Here is a 17081-nt window from a genome sequence, read left to right on the forward strand (position 1 = left end):
AAACAGTCAGTTTGCTGATTACGCCCCGATCCACAGTCTAGGATAGCCACCGCACGTTGGAAATGTCGCGTTATGACGCACCAACGGCGAAATCGACACCAAGGAGAGACCTAATGCCCCGTCTGAGCCCGGATGAAACCGCACCGGAATTCGCGCTTCCCGCCGCCGATGGGACAACCGTGTCATTGGCGGACCTGCACGGCAGCAGCACCATCGTCTACTTCTATCCGGCCGCGGCCACGCCCGGCTGCACGAAGGAGGCCTGCGACTTCCGGGACAACCTGAACAGCCTCAAGGGCGCCGGCTACACCGTCCTGGGCGTCTCCCCCGATCCGGTGGAGAAGCTGGAGAAGTTCGCGGCATCCGAAAACCTGAACTTTCCGCTGCTCTCCGACGCCGACCACGCCGTGGCCGAAGCCTACGGAGCATGGGGCGAGAAGAAGAACTACGGCCGCACCTACGAAGGGCTGATCAGGTCCACCGTGGTGGTGAACCCTGAAGGCAAGGTTGCCCTCGCCCAGTACAACGTGAAGGCGACCGGGCATGTTGCCAAGCTCCGGCGTGACCTGGGGCTCGACTAACCTCGGGTAGACTAAGACCGGTTTCCCGGCTGCGCAATACAGCAGGCAGGGGAAATCGGCGCGAGTGGCGGAATTGGTAGACGCGCTGGATTTAGGTTCCAGTGTCTTCGGACGTGTGGGTTCAAGTCCCTCCTCGCGCACCGGATATCAAAGCCCCGGTCTTCGGACCGGGGCTTTTTTCATGCCCGGGCTCATCGCCCGCGGCCCCGGCGTTGCCGAATCGTGACCACGCCGACGGTGACGAATGTCACGTAACAGAAACACTTCCGCATTAGGCTCTGTCCATACGTGTGCGTCCAACAGACGCATCCGGGCCGGCTTTCCGGCCGCAGGCAGCACTCGCATAGCGTTCATCCGCCCTTGAGGAGTACCCAAAACATGTTTTCAGCAGACAGTGTCCGGAAAGGCCGGTCCGCGAAGAAGCGCGCGTCCGCCCTTACCGCCGGCCTCGCCCTGAGCGCGCTTGTGCTTTCGGGCTGCGCCCAAAGCAACCGCGAGGAAGGGGCCGACGGCGGCTCCAGTGACGTCGACGGCACCTTCGTTTTCGCCGCTTCATCCGATCCCAAATCCCTGGACCCCGCCTTCGCGTCCGACGGCGAGTCCTTCCGCGTCAGCCGCCAGATCTTCGAAGGCCTTGTCGGCGTCGAACCCGGCACCGCGGACCCGGCCCCGCTGCTGGCGAAGTCGTGGGAGGCTTCGGAAGACGGCATGACCTACACGTTCGACCTCGAAGAGGGCGTCAAGTTCCACGACGGCACCGATTTCAATGCCGAAGCAGTCTGCGCCAACTTTGACCGCTGGTACAACTTCACCGGCATCCAGCAGGCCGAAAGCCAGGCCTACTACTACGGCATGCTGTTCAAGGGCTTCTCGGACACACCCGAAGAGGCAACCTACAAGTCCTGCGAAGCGACCTCGGATGCCGAAGCCGTGATTACGCTGAACAAGCCCTTCGCCGGCTTTGTTGCCGCGCTCTCGCTGCCTGCCTTCAGCATGCAGAGCCCGGCCGCCCTGGAGGAATTCGGCGCCAACAACTCCTCGGGCACGGCCGAAGCCCCCGAGCTGACCGAATACGCCAAGGAACACCCCACCGGCACCGGTCCCTACAAGTTCGACGGCTGGGACGTGGGCAACCAGCTCACACTGTCCCTGAACGAGGATTACTGGGGCGGCGACGACGCCCAGGTCACCGACATCATCTTCCGCGTCATCGACGATCCGCAGGCCCGCCGCCAGTCGCTGGAGTCCGGCGACATTGACGGCTACGACCTCGTGGCCCCCGCCGACACCGAGGCACTGGCCGACGCCGGCTTCAAGGTGATCCCGCGCGATCCGTTCACCATCCTGTACCTGGGCATCAACCAGCAGGTGCCCGAGCTGGCCGACCCCAAGGTCCGCCAGGCCATTGCGCACGCCATCGACAAGGAAGCACTGGTCAGCCAGACCCTGCCCGAGGGCACCAAGGTGGCCACCCAGTTCATCCCCGACGTCGTCAACGGCTACAACGAAGACGTCACCACGTACGAATACGACCCGGCAAAGGCCAAGTCCCTGCTGGCCGAAGCCGGCTACCCGGACGGTTTCACCGTGCAGTTCAACTACCCCACCGGCGTCTCCCGGCCGTACATGCCGACGCCTGAGCAGGTCTTCACCAACCTGAGCGCGCAGCTGGCCGAAGTCGGCATCACGGTCACCCCCCAGTCGGACAAGTGGTCCCCGGACTACCTCGACCGCGTGCAGGCAGGCTCCGATCACGGCCTGCACCTGCTGGGCTGGACCGGAGACTACAACGACACGGACAACTTCGTAGGCGTGTTCTTCGGCCAGGAGAAGCCCGAGTTCGGCTTCAACAACCCGGAGATCTTCAGCGCGCTGGAAGAGGCACGCCAGGTTTCCACCCTCGAGGAGCAGACTCCGCTCTACGAGCAGATCAATGAGGACATCGCCCAGTTCGTGCCGGCCATCCCGCTGGCACACCCGGCGCCGTCGCTCGCCTTCTCCGAGCGGGTCGAGTCCTACCCGGCCAGCCCGGTGAACGACGAAGTCTTCAGCGAAATCAAGCTCTCCAAGTAACACCTAAGCGGAGGCCGGGGACCCCGCGGGGTCCCCGGCCTCCTACGCGCCTCGACTTTTCCTCCCCAGATCCTCCAGCCCCACGGCTGGGAAAGGACACTCGTGCTACGAGTCATCGGCAAACGCCTTCTTATGCTGATCCCCACCCTGATCGGCCTTTCGATCCTGCTGTTCCTGTGGGTCCGCAACCTGCCCGGCGGTCCGGCCACCGCCCTGCTCGGTGACAAGGCCTCCCCCGAAGCCATCGCCAACATCAACAAGGCCTACGGCTTTGACCGCCCGCTGATCGAGCAGTACTTCACCTATGTCGGAAAGCTGCTTAAGGGCGACTTCGGTACCTCAATCGTCACCGGGCGCCCGGTGCTGGAGGAATTCGCCACCCGCTTTCCCGCCACCGTGGAGCTGGCGGTCGTGGCGCTTATCTTCGCGATCGGCATCGGCATCCCGCTGGGTTATCTGGCCGCCCGCCACTACGGACGTTTCTGGGACCACTCCTCGGTGGTCCTGTCCCTGATCGGCATCACCGTCCCGGTGTTCTTCCTCGCCTTCATCCTCAAATGGGTGCTGGCCATCCAGCTGGGCTGGTTCCCCACCGACGGGCGCCAGGATCCGCGCATCGATGCCACGCATGTTACCGACTTCTACGTTTTGGACGGTCTGCTCACCCGGGAATGGGACGCGTCCTGGGACGCCGTCATGCATCTGGTGCTTCCCGCCATCGCCCTCGGGACCATTCCGCTGGCGATCATCGTGCGCATTACCAGGGCATCGGTCCTGGAGGTCCAGGGCGCCGACTATGTCCGCACGGCCCGCGCCAAAGGATTGATGGAGAAGACCATCCGCGGCCGTTTTGTGCTGCGCAACGCCATGCTGCCGGTAACCACCACCATCGGCCTGCAGACCGGCCTGCTGATCTCCGGCGCAGTGCTGACCGAGACCGTCTTCGCGTTCAGCGGTATCGGCAGGTTCCTGAGGGACGCGATCTTCGCCCTCGACTATCCCGTCCTGCAGGGATTCATTGTCTTCATTGCCGTGGCGTATTCACTGATCAACCTGCTGGTTGACGTGTCCTACGGCTTCATCGATCCAAGGGTGCGTGTCCAGTGAGTACTACTCTGCCCCCCGCAGCCGGCGGGTCCATCCTTCCCGACGGTGCTCCCACCGCCAAGCCCGCCACCGGAAGCGGGATGTGGAAAGACGCTTTCCGCCGCCTGCGCCGCAACCCTGCCGCCGTCGCCGGCGCCGTCATCGTGGGGCTGTTCATATTGGTGGCCATCCTCGCCCCGCTGCTTGCCCCCTTTGGCGGCGACGACCTCCCCGGCCGTACGGAGATCACCCCCACGAACATCCCCGGACCGGGAGACATTGACGGTTATCCCCTGGGCCTGGACCGTTTCGGCGGCGATGTCCTCTCCAAGCTGATCTGGGGTGCCCGCGCGTCGCTGATCATCGGCGTAGTGTCCACGGCGCTGGGCCTGGCCGGCGGAGTGCTGCTCGGGGTCATCGCCGGCGGCCTGGGCGGCTGGGTGGACAGCGTGATCATGCGCTTCGTCGACATCCTGCTCTCCGTACCGAACCTGCTGCTCGCCGTCAGCATTGCCGCCCTCCTGGGCCAAAGTTCCCTGGCAATCATGATTGCCATCGGTGTCTCACAGGTACCTATCTTCGCCCGGCTCCTGCGGTCGTCAATGATCTCCCAGCGCAGCGCCGACTACATCCTGTCTGCGCAGACCCTGGGGCTAAGCCGGCGGACCATCACCATGAGCCACCTGCTGCCCAACAGCATGGGTCCGCTGATCGTGCAGGCCACCCTCACCCTGGCGACAGCGGTCATCGACGCCGCCGCGCTGGCCTTCCTGGGCCTCGGCGGCGGCCTGCCGCAGACCGCCGAGTGGGGCCGGATGCTTACCTACGCACAGGCCGAACTGGCCGTGGCACCGCAGCTGGCCTTCCTCCCCGGCATCTGCATTGCCATCACCGCGCTTGGCTTCACCCTGCTGGGCGAGTCCCTCCGTGAGGCCTTGGACCCCAAGACACGGCGAAAGTAACCAGCGCGGACGGCAATGCCTCCGTCAACGAAGAAGGGCCCTCCGTTTGGAGGGCCCTTCTTCGTTGACCGGCTTCGTTGGCCCGGCGTCGTAGGCCGGCTTGGTTAGCCGGGTACGGGTTTAGGCGGGGTGGCCGGCCCCGCCGTCGAGCGAAGCGAGGTAAGCCGCGTTGCCGTGCAGCGCCGGGAGATACCGTTCCAGGTCTTCCGAGGAAACATTCTCCGCGAGCAGGACCAGGAGACCGGCGAGCGCCGCGTTCGCCTTGCCCGCGGCATGCAGGGTCAGGGCCTCGAAGACCCCCAGCGACACTGATCCGGGAAAGCTCTGCCGGGCGCGGGCGAAGACCGCCAGCGATTCCTCCGAGCGCCCGAGCAGCCGCAGGGTGCTGCCGTACTGCAGATAGCAGCGCCGCAGCACGTCGCCTTCCAGGCCCAGTGCCAGCGCCTGTTCGTAGTATCCGGCAGCCGTTGCCTCTTCCCCTGCCGTGTCATAGGCGCCGCCCACTTCATAGCGGACGCGGGCATTGTCCGGATAGCGGTCCCGGACATCCAGCAGCGCCGCGATGGTGGGGGCCATGTCCTCCCGGTTCCGGGCTGCGAACAGCTGCCGCAGCTCTGCTTCCAGGTCCGCTGCGGAACCCGCCGGCGTTTCAGCCATGGTCAGGAAGCCAGCTCGCCGTCGATGTTGAGCTCATTGCCGGGAATCGAGGCCAGGAGTTTTCGCGTGTAGGGGTGGCGGGGATTGGAGAAGACCTCCTCGGAGGTGGCGGCCTCCACCAGCTCCCCGTCCTTCATCACGCACACATAGTCGGAGATCAACCGGACAACCGCCAGGTCGTGGGAAATGAAGAGGTAGCTGAGGCCGAACTCGCGCTGCAGGTCCCCCAGCAGCTGGAGGATCTGCGCCTGTACCAGGACGTCCAGTGCCGAGACCGGCTCGTCGCAGACAATCAGTTCGGGCTTGAGTGCCAGCGCACGCGCAATGGCCACGCGCTGCCGCTGCCCGCCCGAGAGCTCGGCAGGGTAGCGGTGCAGCATCTCAAGAGGCAGCGCCACCTGCTCCATCAGTTCCCGCACGCGGCGCTGACGCTCTGCCTTGTCGCCGCGCCGGTAGGTTTTCAGCGGCTCTTCCAGGATCCGCTCAATGGTGTACATCGGGTCCAGGGAGGAGTACGGGTCCTGGAAGATCGGCTGCACGCGCTGCCGGAATTCACGCAGCTGGACCTTGTCCAGGGTGGCAACGTCCATGCCGTCGAAGGTCATGGTTCCGCTGGTGGGTTCAATCAGTTTCAAGAGCATCCGCGCCGTGGTGGTTTTGCCCGAACCGGACTCCCCCACAATGGCTACGGTGCGGCCGCGGGGAATGTCCAGGGTGACGTTCTTGGCGGCATAGAAATCATCGGAGCGGCCGCGGATCTTGAACACCTTGGTCAGGTCACGGAATTCCACAATGTTGTCCGGTGCGGTGCCGGCGCCCGCGGGTTCCGCAGCCAGTTCACCGGCCGCCGACGTCGCGGCAGCGGCCCCGCTCTTGGAACCGATATGTCCGGCAAAGGCACCCGGGCTCAGCCGCACGGCTGCCACACTGGGAGCTGCACGGACCAGGGCCTGGGTGTACGGGTGCTGCGGGTCCTCCAGGAGCTGGCGGGCGGGACCCGTTTCCACGACCTCGCCGCGGTGCATAACCACCAGTTCGGAGGCACGCTCGGCTGCCAGTCCCAGGTCATGGGTAATCAGCAGGACGGACGAACCCAGTTCCTCCGTCATCCGATCGATCTGGTCCAGGATGGTCCGCTGGACGGTGACGTCCAGGGCGCTGGTGGGTTCGTCGGCAATCAGCAGCCGGGGACGGCAGGCCAGGCCAATGGCAATCAGGGCACGCTGGCGCATGCCTCCCGAGAATTCATGGGGGTACTGCTTAGCGCGCTCCGCGGCGTTGGGCAGCCCGGCCGCGGTCAGGACCTCCACTACCTTCCGGTCCACGTCCTTGGACGTGGCCATCCCGTGCACCAGCAGGGTTTCGGCAACCTGGGTGCCGATCTTGGTGACCGGATTGAGGTTGGACATCGGGTCCTGCGGCACCAGGCCGATGGAACGCCCGCGGATTGCCCGCATCTTGGATTCCGGGAGGCCCACCAGTTCCTGGCCGTCGAAGCGGATGCTGCCCGAAGCCACGGTGCCGTTACCGGGCAGCAGCCCGATGACGGCCATTGCGGTAGTGGATTTCCCGGACCCGGACTCCCCCACGATGGCCAGCGTCTTGCCTGCCGGGAGGGAGAAACCGGCGTTGCGCACAGCGGGAACTTCTCCGTCCATGGTCCGGAAATTAACCGCGAGGTTGCTCACCTCGAGCAGGGGCGAATCAGTGCTCAAATCAGTCATTTCCCCATCCTGCCCCACTCGCGCCCCTTGTGACGCGTGTCTCACAGCGGTTTACCGGTTTTTAATCATTTAGAATGAAGAATCACTGAAAAATGAGGGATGGAGCGTCCCGGAGGAGTATTACCGTGACCAAATCCGGCACCGCTAAATCCGGCCCTGCCAAAGATCCAGGCACCGGATCCGGCGCTCCCGCCCTTTCCCGACGCTCCGTCATCCGTGCCGGCGCGGTGGCTGCGGCGTTTATGCTCGCCGGCTGCACTGCCGAAGCTGATTCTCCCTCCCCCACTCCCACACCCACGGCAACCGGTCCGGCGGGCCCCAATGAGCGGTTCACCTTTGCGACGGCGGCCCGCCCGGTCACGTTGGATCCCGCGCTTGCTGCGGATACCGAGTCCTACCGGGTGACCCGGCAGGTCTTGGAAGGCCTGGTAGGAGTTGACGCCCTGACCTCGGCACCGATTCCCCTGCTGGCAAAGAGCTGGACCAAGTCCGAGGACCGCAGGACGTACACGTTTGACCTGCGGCGCGACGTCACGTTCCACGACGGCGAGCCCTTCAACGCAGAAGCCGTGCGCAGGAACTTCGAACGCTGGTACACGCTGCCGGAATCCGTGCGCAACGACTCCCTCATGTACAGATCCGTCTTCCGGGGGTTCTCGGACTCCCCGAAGACCGCGGTCTACCGCGAATGCGTAGTGGAGGACGAGTTCACGGTGCGGGTGGAGCTTACCGAGCCGCTCGACAGCTTCATTCCCGCCCTGGCCGCTCCGGCGTTCGCCATGTCTTCCCCGAAGGCCCTAGCTGACGCCACGGCCGATGCCCTCACCCAGGAACGCAATGGCCGGAACATCTCGGCCTACGGCGCACATCCGGTGGGCACCGGGCCGTTCCAGTTCGTCAGCTGGAACGAGGACACCGTGGAGCTGGCAGCGTACCCGGATTACTGGGGCGAAGCCGGACAGATCGGCACGGTTGTCTTCAAGACTCTTTCCAGCCCCGAGGGCCGGCTGCGGGCGCTGAAAAAGGGCGAGGTGGACGGCTATGACCTGGTAACCGTCAACGACGTCGGCGACCTGGCCCGCAACGGCCTGCAGATCCAGCAGCGGGATCCGTATTCCATCCTCTATCTGGGTATCAACTCCAATTTCCCCGGGATGGACAACGTACTGATCCGCCGGGCGGTCGCCCATGCCATCGACAAGCCCGCAGTGTTGGACGGCCTGTTCCTCAACGGCACCAAGACCGCCAACCAGTTCCTTCCGCAGAAGCTGGGCCTGACCTCCGACACCGTTGCCGGCTATGGGTACGACGTCGACAAGGCCCGTGAGCTGCTCACGGAAGCCGGCTACGACGGGCGCGAGCTGCCCTTCTACTACCCCCGCCGCGTCACCCGCAGCTACCTGCCCGCCCCGGAACGCGTCTATGCCAGGCTCAGCAGCCAGCTCACCGCAGCCGGCTTCAATATCCGTCCGGTCCCCGTGGACTGGTCCGAGGGCTACCTCGAGAAGGTCCAGGGCAAGGAGGACCGGGCCTTCCACCTGCTGGGGCTTGCCGGGACCTACGAGGCCGGGGACAACTTTGTCGGAACCCTGTTTGGCCGGTATACCGACGAATTTTCCTATAACGATCCCGAGGTTTTCAGCGGCATCGCAAAAGCGCGGAGCCTCGTGGAAGGCCAGGAACAGACCGACGCCTACCGGGCCATTACCGACCGGATTGCCGAACGCGTGCCGGCGGTTCCCCTCGCCTTCCCGATTTCCGCCCTCGCGCTGTCTCCCCGCGTGGCCGGCTATCCCACCAGCCCCGTCCTCCACGAAGTGTTCAACCGGATAACGCTGGCCGATCGCTGAGTCCGGCCCCTCCCGCGGAAGGGCTACGTGCAGCGATAATTTTAGGAAGACATGTGGTCGGGGATACGCTTCTAGGGCTAGCGCCCACGCGACTGGAGAACAAGTTGACTGCTAATAGCCCGGCGGATAATTCCGCAACGAAAACTGATGTACTGCTGATCGGCGGCGGCATCATGAGCGCCACCCTTGGTGCGTTCCTGAAGCAACTCCAGCCCGATTGGGACATTTCCCTCTACGAGCGCCTTGACCGGGCGGGGCTGGAAAGCTCCGATCCCTGGAACAACGCGGGAACCGGCCACGCCGCGCTCTGCGAACTGAACTACAGCCCGGCCGCGGCCGACGGCTCCGTTGACCCGGCGAAGGCGGTGGGCATCAACGAGCAGTTCCAGGTTTCCCGGCAGTTCTGGTCGCATCTGGTGTCTGCAGGCCACATCTCCAACAACTTCATCAACCCGCTGCCGCACATGAGCTTCGTCTGGGGTGACGCGCATTCCGAGTACCTGCGCCGCCGCTACGAGTCGCTGAGCGCACAGCCCCTGTTCAAGACCATGGAGTTCTCCGAGGACCCGGCCAAACTGGCTGAATGGGCACCCCTGATCATGGAAGGCCGCGACCCGTCACAGCGCGTCGCTGCCTCGCGCGTCGCCGGAGGCACCGACGTCGACTTCGGTGCGCTGACCCGCGAACTGACCAACTACCTCGGCGCCAACGGCGTGAACCTGCACTTCGGCCACGAGGTCGGCAACGTGTCCCGCTCTTCCACCGGCGGCTGGGATGTGAAGGTCAAGGACCGTGCCAGCGGCACCACCCGCACCGTCTCCGCCCGCTTCGTCTTCATCGGCGGCGGCGGCGGAGCCCTGCACCTGCTCCAGGCATCCGGCATCCCCGAGGGCAAGGGCTTCGGCGGCTTCCCGGTCTCCGGCCAGTTCCTGCGCTCCACGGACGATTCGATCATTTCCCGGCACAACGCCAAGGTGTACGGCCAGGCCTCGGTCGGCGCCCCGCCCATGTCCGTGCCCCACCTGGACACCCGCTTCGTGAACGGGAAGCGTTCGCTGCTGTTCGGCCCGTACGGCGGCTTCTCCCCCAAGTTCCTGAAGACCGGTTCCTACCTGGACCTGCCCCTTTCGGTCCGGCCGTCCAACCTGGTGCCCATGCTGGGTGTAGCCAAGGACAACATGAGCCTGGTCAAGTACCTCGTCACCGAGGTGATGAAGACCCGCGAAGGCAAGACGCAGGCACTCCAGGAATTCATGCCTTCGGCGAAGACCGAGGGCTGGGACCTCATCACGGCAGGCCAGCGCGTGCAGGTGATCAAGAAGGATCCGAAGAAGGGCGGTGTGCTGCAGTTCGGCACCGAACTCATCACTGCTGCCGACGGCTCCATCGGAGCCCTGCTGGGTGCTTCACCCGGCGCTTCCACGGCACCGCCCATCATGATCAACCTGCTCAAGCGCGCCTTCCCCCGCCAGTTCGACGGCTGGGAGCCGAAGATCAAGGAAATGATCCCGGGCTACGGCGTAAAGCTCAATGAGAACGAGCAGTTGGCGGCAGAGATTGAAGCCGACACCAACAAGGTCCTGGGACTTTCCTAGCACCAGTTTTATCCGCGGCGCAGGTTCCCCTTCCGGGAGGACCTGCGCCGCACAGCGATTTACGACGCCGGCACAGCCGCGTCGCCCAACTCCAGTTCGCCCTTCCTAAGGCAGGATCATGGACCGTTTGGCCAAGCTGTCCCTCTCCAACCGGGCGCTTATTGCCCTGATAACGGTTTTCGTGGCTGTTTTCGGAGTCATTTCCATGACCTCCCTGAAACAGGAACTGATCCCGTCACTGGAGTTCCCGCAGATCAGCGTGATCACCGCTTTGCCGGGGGCCTCCCCCGATGTGGTTGATGCCCAGGTCAGCGAGCCGCTGGAAGGTGCGCTCACTGCAGTGGAAGGGCTCGAGTCGTCCACGGCCACTTCCCGCTCCGGCATCTCCACCATCAGCCTTACCTTTGCCTACGGCACCGATCTGGACCGCGCACGCGGCCAGGTGGACCGGGCCATTTCGAACTCCCGGCAGCTGCTTCCCGAAGACGTGAATCCGCAGTCGCTGGCCGGAAGCATCAGCGACTTCCCGATTGTCTACCTTGCTGTGTCCTCCGACGAGCCGCTCGCGGAGCTCAACGCCGACCTGCAGCGCCTGACCGTTCCCCGCCTGCAGAAGATCGAGGGCGTGCGTACCGCGGAGGTCACCGGCGGTGCCACCCGCCACGTAGCCATCCTGCCTGACAACGCCGCGCTTGCCGCCTCCGGGGTCACCCCGGCAGCCATCGTGGAGGCACTGGAAAACAGCGGTGCCCTCCTGCCGGCCGGAACGGTCCAGGAAGACGGCCGGACCCTGTCCATCCAGGTCGGCGCCCCGCTGGACAGCCTCGAGAAGATTTCCGCATTGCCGGTCGAGTCCACGGAATCGTCGCCCGGCAGCACTCCGGTCACCATCGGCGCCGTGGCCTCGGTGGACGTCACCGAGGACGAGGCCAGCTCGATCACGCGCACCAACGGCGAGGCCACGCTGGCCGTATCCATCACCAAGACGCCGGCCGGTGACACCGTGGGCATCTCCCACGAGGTCATGGACCTGCTGCCTTCCCTTCAGGATGAACTGGGCAACGGCGCCGTCTTTACGGTGATCTTCGACCAGGCACCGTTCATCGAAACATCCATCTCCGATCTCACCACCGAGGGCCTGCTCGGCCTTGGCTTTGCCGTGCTGGTGATCCTGGTCTTCCTGCTTTCCATCCGCTCCACGCTGGTCACCGCGGTTTCCATTCCGCTCTCCCTGCTGGTGACCTTCATCGGGCTGCTGGCCTTCGGCTACTCCCTGAACATCCTCACCCTCGGTGCGCTGACCATCGCGATCGGCCGGGTGGTGGATGACTCCATCGTGGTGATCGAAAACATCAAGCGCCATCTGGGCTACGGCGAGGATAAACGTTCTGCCATCCTCACTGCCGTCCGCGAGGTTGCCGGTGCCGTCACGGCGTCGACCCTCACCACCGTGGCGGTATTTGCGCCCATCGCCTTTGTCGGCGGGCTCGCCGGCGAACTGTTCCGCCCCTTCGCTGTCACGACGTCCCTGGCGCTGCTGGCTTCACTGCTGGTCTCCCTGACGATTGTGCCGGTGCTCGCGTACTGGTTCCTCAAGTCCACCCCTCCGGTGGCCGATCCGGCCGCGTACCGTGCCGAAGCGGAAGAACGGGAGTCCCGGACCTTCCTGCAGCGCGGTTATCTGCCGATCCTGCGCACCACCCAGCGTCATCCGGTCTACACGGTTACCGCCGGGCTGATCATCCTGGTGGCGACGGCGGCTTTGACCCCGCTGCTGCCCACCAACCTCCTGGGCGATACGGGGCAGAACACCTTCAGCGTGCGGCAGGAGCTGCCAGCGGGCACCTCCTTGGAACGCACTTCCGAGGCTGCCGGGGAGGTAGAACAGATCCTGGGTGACATCGAGGGCGTCAAGGACGTCCAGGTCACCATGGGCACTTCCACCTCCGGGCTGGCGGCGTTTACCGGCGGGGGCTCCTCGGTTGCGAACTTCACCGTCATCACCGAGGAAGGGGTGGACCAGGTGGCCCTGCGGGATACCGTGCGGTCCGCCCTTGAGGACGCCGACGACGCCGGAGAGGTCACCCTGGGCAGTACCGGCGGCGGTTTCGGCACGTCCAACACAGTGGATATTTCCCTGTCCGCCGGTGACCCGTCGGAGCTGCAGCCGGCCAGCGACGCCATCGTTGAGGCGATGTCCGACCTGCCCGGCGTCGCCGAGGCGAGCAGCAACCTCTCATCGTCCCAGCCGGTGGTGCAGGTCAGCATCGACCGGGGCAAGGCTGTTGCTGCCGGCCTGAACGAGCAGCAGATCGCCGGGCTGGTCGCCTCCACGATCAGCCCGCTGCCGGCCGGGACGGTCCGTCTGGGCACCGATGACCTGCCGGTGCTCATCGGTGAAGGCACCCCCATCACGTCCTTGGAGCAGTTGAACGGCATTTCCGTGCCGGCCGGTTCCGGCTCCGTGCCGTTGAGCGCGCTGGCCACGGTCGAAGAGGTGGAGGTGCCGACGTCGGTCTCCTCCTCCGGCGGCGAACGCACCGCCGTCGTCTCCGTCTCTCCCGACGGCGACAACCTTGGTGCCACCATCACCGAAGTCCAGTCACGGCTGGCGGAAGTCGACCTTCCGACCAGCGTCACGGCCGAGCTCAGCGGTGCTGCCACCCAGCAGAACGAATCCTTTACGCAGCTGGGCCTTGCCCTGCTTGCAGCCATTGCCATCGTCTACGTGATCATGGTGGCGACCTTCAAATCCCTGCTGCAGCCGCTGATCCTGCTGGTCTCCATTCCGTTCGCGGCCACCGGTGCCGTTCTGCTGCTGCTCCTGACCGGGGTTCCGCTGGGACTTCCGTCTTTGGTGGGCATGTTGATGCTGGTGGGCATTGTGGTTACCAACGCGATTGTGCTGATGGACCTGATTAACCAGTACCGGCAGCCTCGGGGCAATGAACCGGGCATGAACGTGGAGGATGCCATCTTCCGCGGCGCCCGCCAGCGCCTGCGCCCGATCCTCATGACCGCTCTGGCCACCGTCTTTGCGCTGACGCCGATGGCCCTGGGTGTTACGGGTGAGGGCGGCTTCATCTCCCGCCCGCTGGCCATTGTGGTGATCGGCGGACTGATTTCCTCAACTGCACTGACCCTGATCCTGGTGCCTGTGCTCTACCGTCTGGTGGAAGGATCCCGGGAGAAGCGGCAGGAGCGGAAGGAACAGAAGCCGGTGAGCGAGGCCGGGGCTCGCGCCTAGGCGAGCAGGCGCGTCGGCTGTCCGGTGGTACTGGTCGGGGGTCTGTGTTGTGGGTCTGGTTTGGCCCCCCATCCGATGCATGCGCAGCCGCGCGGGGCGGGCTCGGGCGCGCGGCAAGTTCAGAGCAGCAGCGGGCCGGCCGGTTCAGTGCGTGGCAAGGCCAGAACGGGCGCAGGTTCAGAACGGCGGCAGGTTCAGAACGGCGGCGCTGTACCCGATTCCTGCACAGGATCCGATTCCAGCACTGGACCCGCAGCCCGATTTGTGGCCGGATGCGGGGATCCGAGTTCCAGGAAGGGCTCGGTTCGGTAGACGCGTCCGGTCGGCGAGGTCCACTCGATCACCCCGTGCGAGGGCTGACAGGCTTTCCAGTAACCGAGGGTCTTGAACCGGTGGTGGCGTCGGCAGAGGTGTTCAAGGTTTCCGTGGTCGGTGGGTCCGCCGCGCGCCCAGTCGATGGTGTGGTCGATGTCCGAGTTCGAAGTACTGACCCGACAGCCGGGGAACCTGCAGGTTCCGTCCCTTGCGCGGAGCCAGCGGCGAAGCCCGGCAGGGACCTTTCTGCGTTGTCCTACGCCCAGGATCTCTCCGGTGTGCGGATTTTGGGCCAGTCCGGTCCATCCGACGGCGTTGCGGGCCAGTCGGCGGGCTTCTTCGGCGCTGATGGGGCCGTAGCCGTGCAGTTCTGCCGGCTGGTCGTCGGCTCCGAAGAGGGTCTCTGCGCTGATCAGGACCATGATTTCCGCCCGAGGTACGATTCCATCGTCCGGTCCTGTTGTGCGATCGGGTGCGCCCTCCGGGCCGTTGCCAAAGCCGGTTCCGTCCTCGTCCCGGGTGGCTGTGCCAGTGTCATTGCTGGTGTGGCCGGTGCCGGGTCGGGTTCCGGACGCGTCTCGGGTTGCGGCCTCTTCCGGGGTGCCGGGCAAATGTCTCCGGCTGCCGCCCATCAGCAGCTGCGCCAGGATGTCGGCACGCAGCTGGTCCGTGGTCCGGGAATCTCCTCCCGCCTGCTCACCCCGCGCCGCGGTACTGAGAGCGGTATAGATCTGCTGCGCTTCCGCAGCACGCAGATGAGCCGAGAGGCAGGACATGCCGTCCTCTTCGCGGTCCAGGGTGACCATGCGCTGCTCGAAAGCAGTTAGGTGCCTTTTGCTTATGGTCTCCGGGAACGTCTTTTCGCGCAGCCGCCGGGCCTTGGCCGAGAACTGCGCCCGCGTCTGACCCTCCGCAGCCTTCAGCAGGTCGGCCTCGAACCCTGGGAGTTTCTCCGCAGGAACGTTCCGGCACTGCTCCAGGACCACCTGCGCATGCTGGTACGAGAACCGCCCCTCTTCCAGCCCGGTCAGGGTCGCCGTATGGGTGCCGCACAGCTGCCCGGCCTCACTCAACAGCCGCTGACCCGTCACCTGCGGAACATTCAGGATGGCGGCACATTCGGCAGCCGCGAGGCTGAAAGCGATCCCGGGTTTATCCCGCTCCGACGGATCGAAGAACTTGTGCCGAAAGACCTGCTCCATCCGGTTCAACAGGCGGGACCGCTGCGCCAGCCCCCAGGAAACCAGATGCTCCACCCGGACCAAAGCCTCACCAACCATGGGTTCGTCAAAGGCTTCAAGATTCTGCAGCGCCAGCGTCCCGGTGAAACCGTCCGGGTAAGCATCAGCAGGACTTTCGACAGGAGTGGCACCACCTCCGCCGTCGCCGACAGTTACTGCCAGCGCCGCGCGAAACACAGCCAGGGTGACGGGAGAGCAGGACGCCTCCGCGTCACCAGCCGGCCTTGTCGGCGGCTGGTCCATGCCTGGTTCTTCAGTTGTCGGTTCGGTGTTTCCGAGCTGATCCATACCTCAGGATTTCATCCGGCACTGACATTCCAGGGTCGAAAACAGGCCTGAAACAGCCCCTTCAGGAAACTGGATTACCCGTCTTTTCGCCTCGACTACCTACCCGAAATCCGGGTCCGCCGAGGAGGTGGCCAAGCACGATTGTCGAGTCCCCACGGCACCAATCGAACCTCCACACGACGCCGGCATCGTTCGCCCGTAACGTCCCCGCGGCACCCCACCCCACCTCAGCACCCACCGAAACCGAACCCGGGAATGAACCGGAGCAGGTAACGGTTAGGGGAGATGTATGCATATGCATATACTTTTAGGAACACTCGAACTTCCGGAGGCAACCATGCAGATCGGCGTCTTCAGCGTCAGCGACATCACCCGGGACCCCGTCACCGGGCGCATCCCGACCGAAGCGGAGCGGATCAAGGCCGCCGTGGCCATTGCCCGCAAGGTCGAAGAGATCGGCATGGATGTCTACGCCACCGGCGAGCACCACAATCCGCCGTTCTATGCCAGCTCCCCCACCACTCTGCTGGGCTACATTGCCGCACAGACCGAGCGGATCATCCTCTCCACCACCACCACGCTGATCACCACCAATGACCCGGTGAAGATCGCGGAAGACTTCTCCATGCTCCAGCACCTCGCCGACGGCCGGGTGGACCTGGTCCTTGGCCGCGGCAACACCGCGCCTGTCTATCCGTGGTTCGGCAAGGATCCCCAGGACTCGGTGGAACTGACCGTGGAGAACTACAACCTGCTGCGCCAGCTGTGGGATAACGACACCGTGAACTGGCAGGGCAAGTTCCGTACTCCGCTGCACAACTTCACAGCCACGCCCCGCCCGCTCGACGGCGCCGCCCCCTTCGTCTGGCACGGCTCCATCCGCACGCCGCAGGTCGCCGAAATTGCCGCGTACTTCGGAGACGGTTTCTTCGCCAACAACATCTTCTGGCCGAAGGAGCACTACATGCAGCTGATCGGCCTGTACCGCGAGCGCTACGAACACTACGGCCACGGCCGCGCCGACCAGGCCATTGTGGGACTGGGCGGACAGTTCTTCATGCGGAAGAACTCCCAGGACGCCGTCAACGAGTTCCGCCCGTACTTTGACAATGCCCCGGTCTACGGCCACGGGCCGTCCATGGAGGACTTCACCGCCCAGACCCCGCTGACGGTGGGCAGCCCGCAGGAGGTGCTGGAGAAGACGTTGAGCTTCCAGGAGTACTTCGGCGATTACCAGCGCCAGCTGTTCCTGATCGACCATGCAGGACTGCCGCTTAAGACGGTGCTGGAGCAGCTGGACCTCTTCGGCGAATACGTGCTGCCGGAACTGCGAAGGGAGTTCGATTCCCGCCGCCCGGACGACGTCCCCGAAGGACCCACCCACGCCGCACGGGTTGCCGCCCGGAAGGCGGACGCGGAGCCCGCCCCGTCATCTGCATCGACGTCCCCTGCGGTTCAGTAG

General features: G+C 64.9%; 11 protein-coding genes and 1 tRNA gene. 9 read left to right on the forward strand and 3 right to left on the reverse strand.

The annotated features are described in order from the left end of the window. The first annotated feature begins 113 nt into the window (after positions 1-113). From bcp to N2L00_RS10545, 5 genes are all read left to right on the forward strand, one after another. Positions 114-581, forward strand: a complete 468-nt coding sequence (bcp, locus tag N2L00_RS10525; protein ID WP_227918214.1) for a thioredoxin-dependent thiol peroxidase — start codon at positions 114-116, stop codon at positions 579-581. 58 nt (positions 582-639) lie between these two features. Next, a tRNA-Leu gene (locus N2L00_RS10530) sits at positions 640-721 on the forward strand. A gap of 238 nt (positions 722-959) precedes the next feature. Next, the gene (locus N2L00_RS10535) at positions 960-2654 is read left to right on the forward strand and encodes an ABC transporter substrate-binding protein (RefSeq protein WP_255764588.1); all 1695 of its coding nucleotides are present in this window, start codon (positions 960-962) and stop codon (positions 2652-2654) included. 102 nt (positions 2655-2756) lie between these two features. Then, positions 2757-3761, forward strand: a complete 1005-nt coding sequence (locus N2L00_RS10540; RefSeq protein WP_227918216.1) for an ABC transporter permease — start codon at positions 2757-2759, stop codon at positions 3759-3761. Next, entirely contained in the window at positions 3758-4702 is a 945-nt protein-coding gene (locus N2L00_RS10545) for an ABC transporter permease (RefSeq protein WP_370646904.1), read from the forward strand. The genes N2L00_RS10540 and N2L00_RS10545 overlap by 4 nt, the downstream gene beginning before the upstream one ends. A 120-nt stretch (positions 4703-4822) precedes the next feature. Here N2L00_RS10545 and N2L00_RS10550 read toward each other — a convergent pair whose 3' ends face one another. Both N2L00_RS10550 and N2L00_RS10555 read right to left on the reverse strand, forming a co-directional pair. Further along, positions 4823-5359: a tetratricopeptide repeat protein gene (locus tag N2L00_RS10550; protein ID WP_255862773.1), complete on the reverse strand. Its 537-nt coding sequence runs from the start codon at positions 5357-5359 to the stop codon at positions 4823-4825. Positions 5360-5361: 2 nt separating this feature from the next. Next, complete coding sequence (locus N2L00_RS10555) at positions 5362-7083, reverse strand: ABC transporter ATP-binding protein (protein ID WP_255764591.1); 1722 nt, start codon at positions 7081-7083, stop codon at positions 5362-5364. 125 nt (positions 7084-7208) lie between these two features. Between N2L00_RS10555 and N2L00_RS10560 the strand changes: the two genes are divergently transcribed. The 3 genes from N2L00_RS10560 (at position 7209) to N2L00_RS10570 (ending at position 13775) form a co-directional block, all read left to right on the forward strand. Continuing rightward, a complete protein-coding gene (locus tag N2L00_RS10560) occupies positions 7209-8933 on the forward strand; it encodes an ABC transporter substrate-binding protein (protein WP_255862772.1) in 1725 nt (574 codons plus the stop codon). A gap of 104 nt (positions 8934-9037) precedes the next feature. Next, on the forward strand, positions 9038-10528 hold the full coding sequence (locus tag N2L00_RS10565; protein ID WP_227918220.1) for a malate:quinone oxidoreductase: 1491 nt from the start codon (positions 9038-9040) through the stop codon (positions 10526-10528). 118 nt (positions 10529-10646) lie between these two features. After that, positions 10647-13775, forward strand: coding sequence for an efflux RND transporter permease subunit (locus N2L00_RS10570; protein WP_255862771.1), 3129 nt, complete (start codon positions 10647-10649; stop codon positions 13773-13775). Between the two features lie 194 nt (positions 13776-13969). On the opposite strand, the gene N2L00_RS10575 is transcribed toward N2L00_RS10570, so the two are convergent. Then, on the reverse strand, positions 13970-15619 hold the full coding sequence (locus N2L00_RS10575) for an HNH endonuclease signature motif containing protein (protein WP_255862770.1): 1650 nt from the start codon (positions 15617-15619) through the stop codon (positions 13970-13972). A 337-nt stretch (positions 15620-15956) separates the two neighbouring features. On the opposite strand from N2L00_RS10575, the gene N2L00_RS10580 reads away from it, so the two are divergent. After that, the gene (locus tag N2L00_RS10580) at positions 15957-17081 is read left to right on the forward strand and encodes an LLM class flavin-dependent oxidoreductase (protein ID WP_255862824.1); all 1125 of its coding nucleotides are present in this window, start codon (positions 15957-15959) and stop codon (positions 17079-17081) included.

Origin of the sequence: Arthrobacter sp. zg-Y1171 (genome assembly GCF_025244845.1) — a bacterium.
Classification (GTDB): Bacteria; Actinomycetota; Actinomycetes; order Actinomycetales; family Micrococcaceae; genus Arthrobacter_B.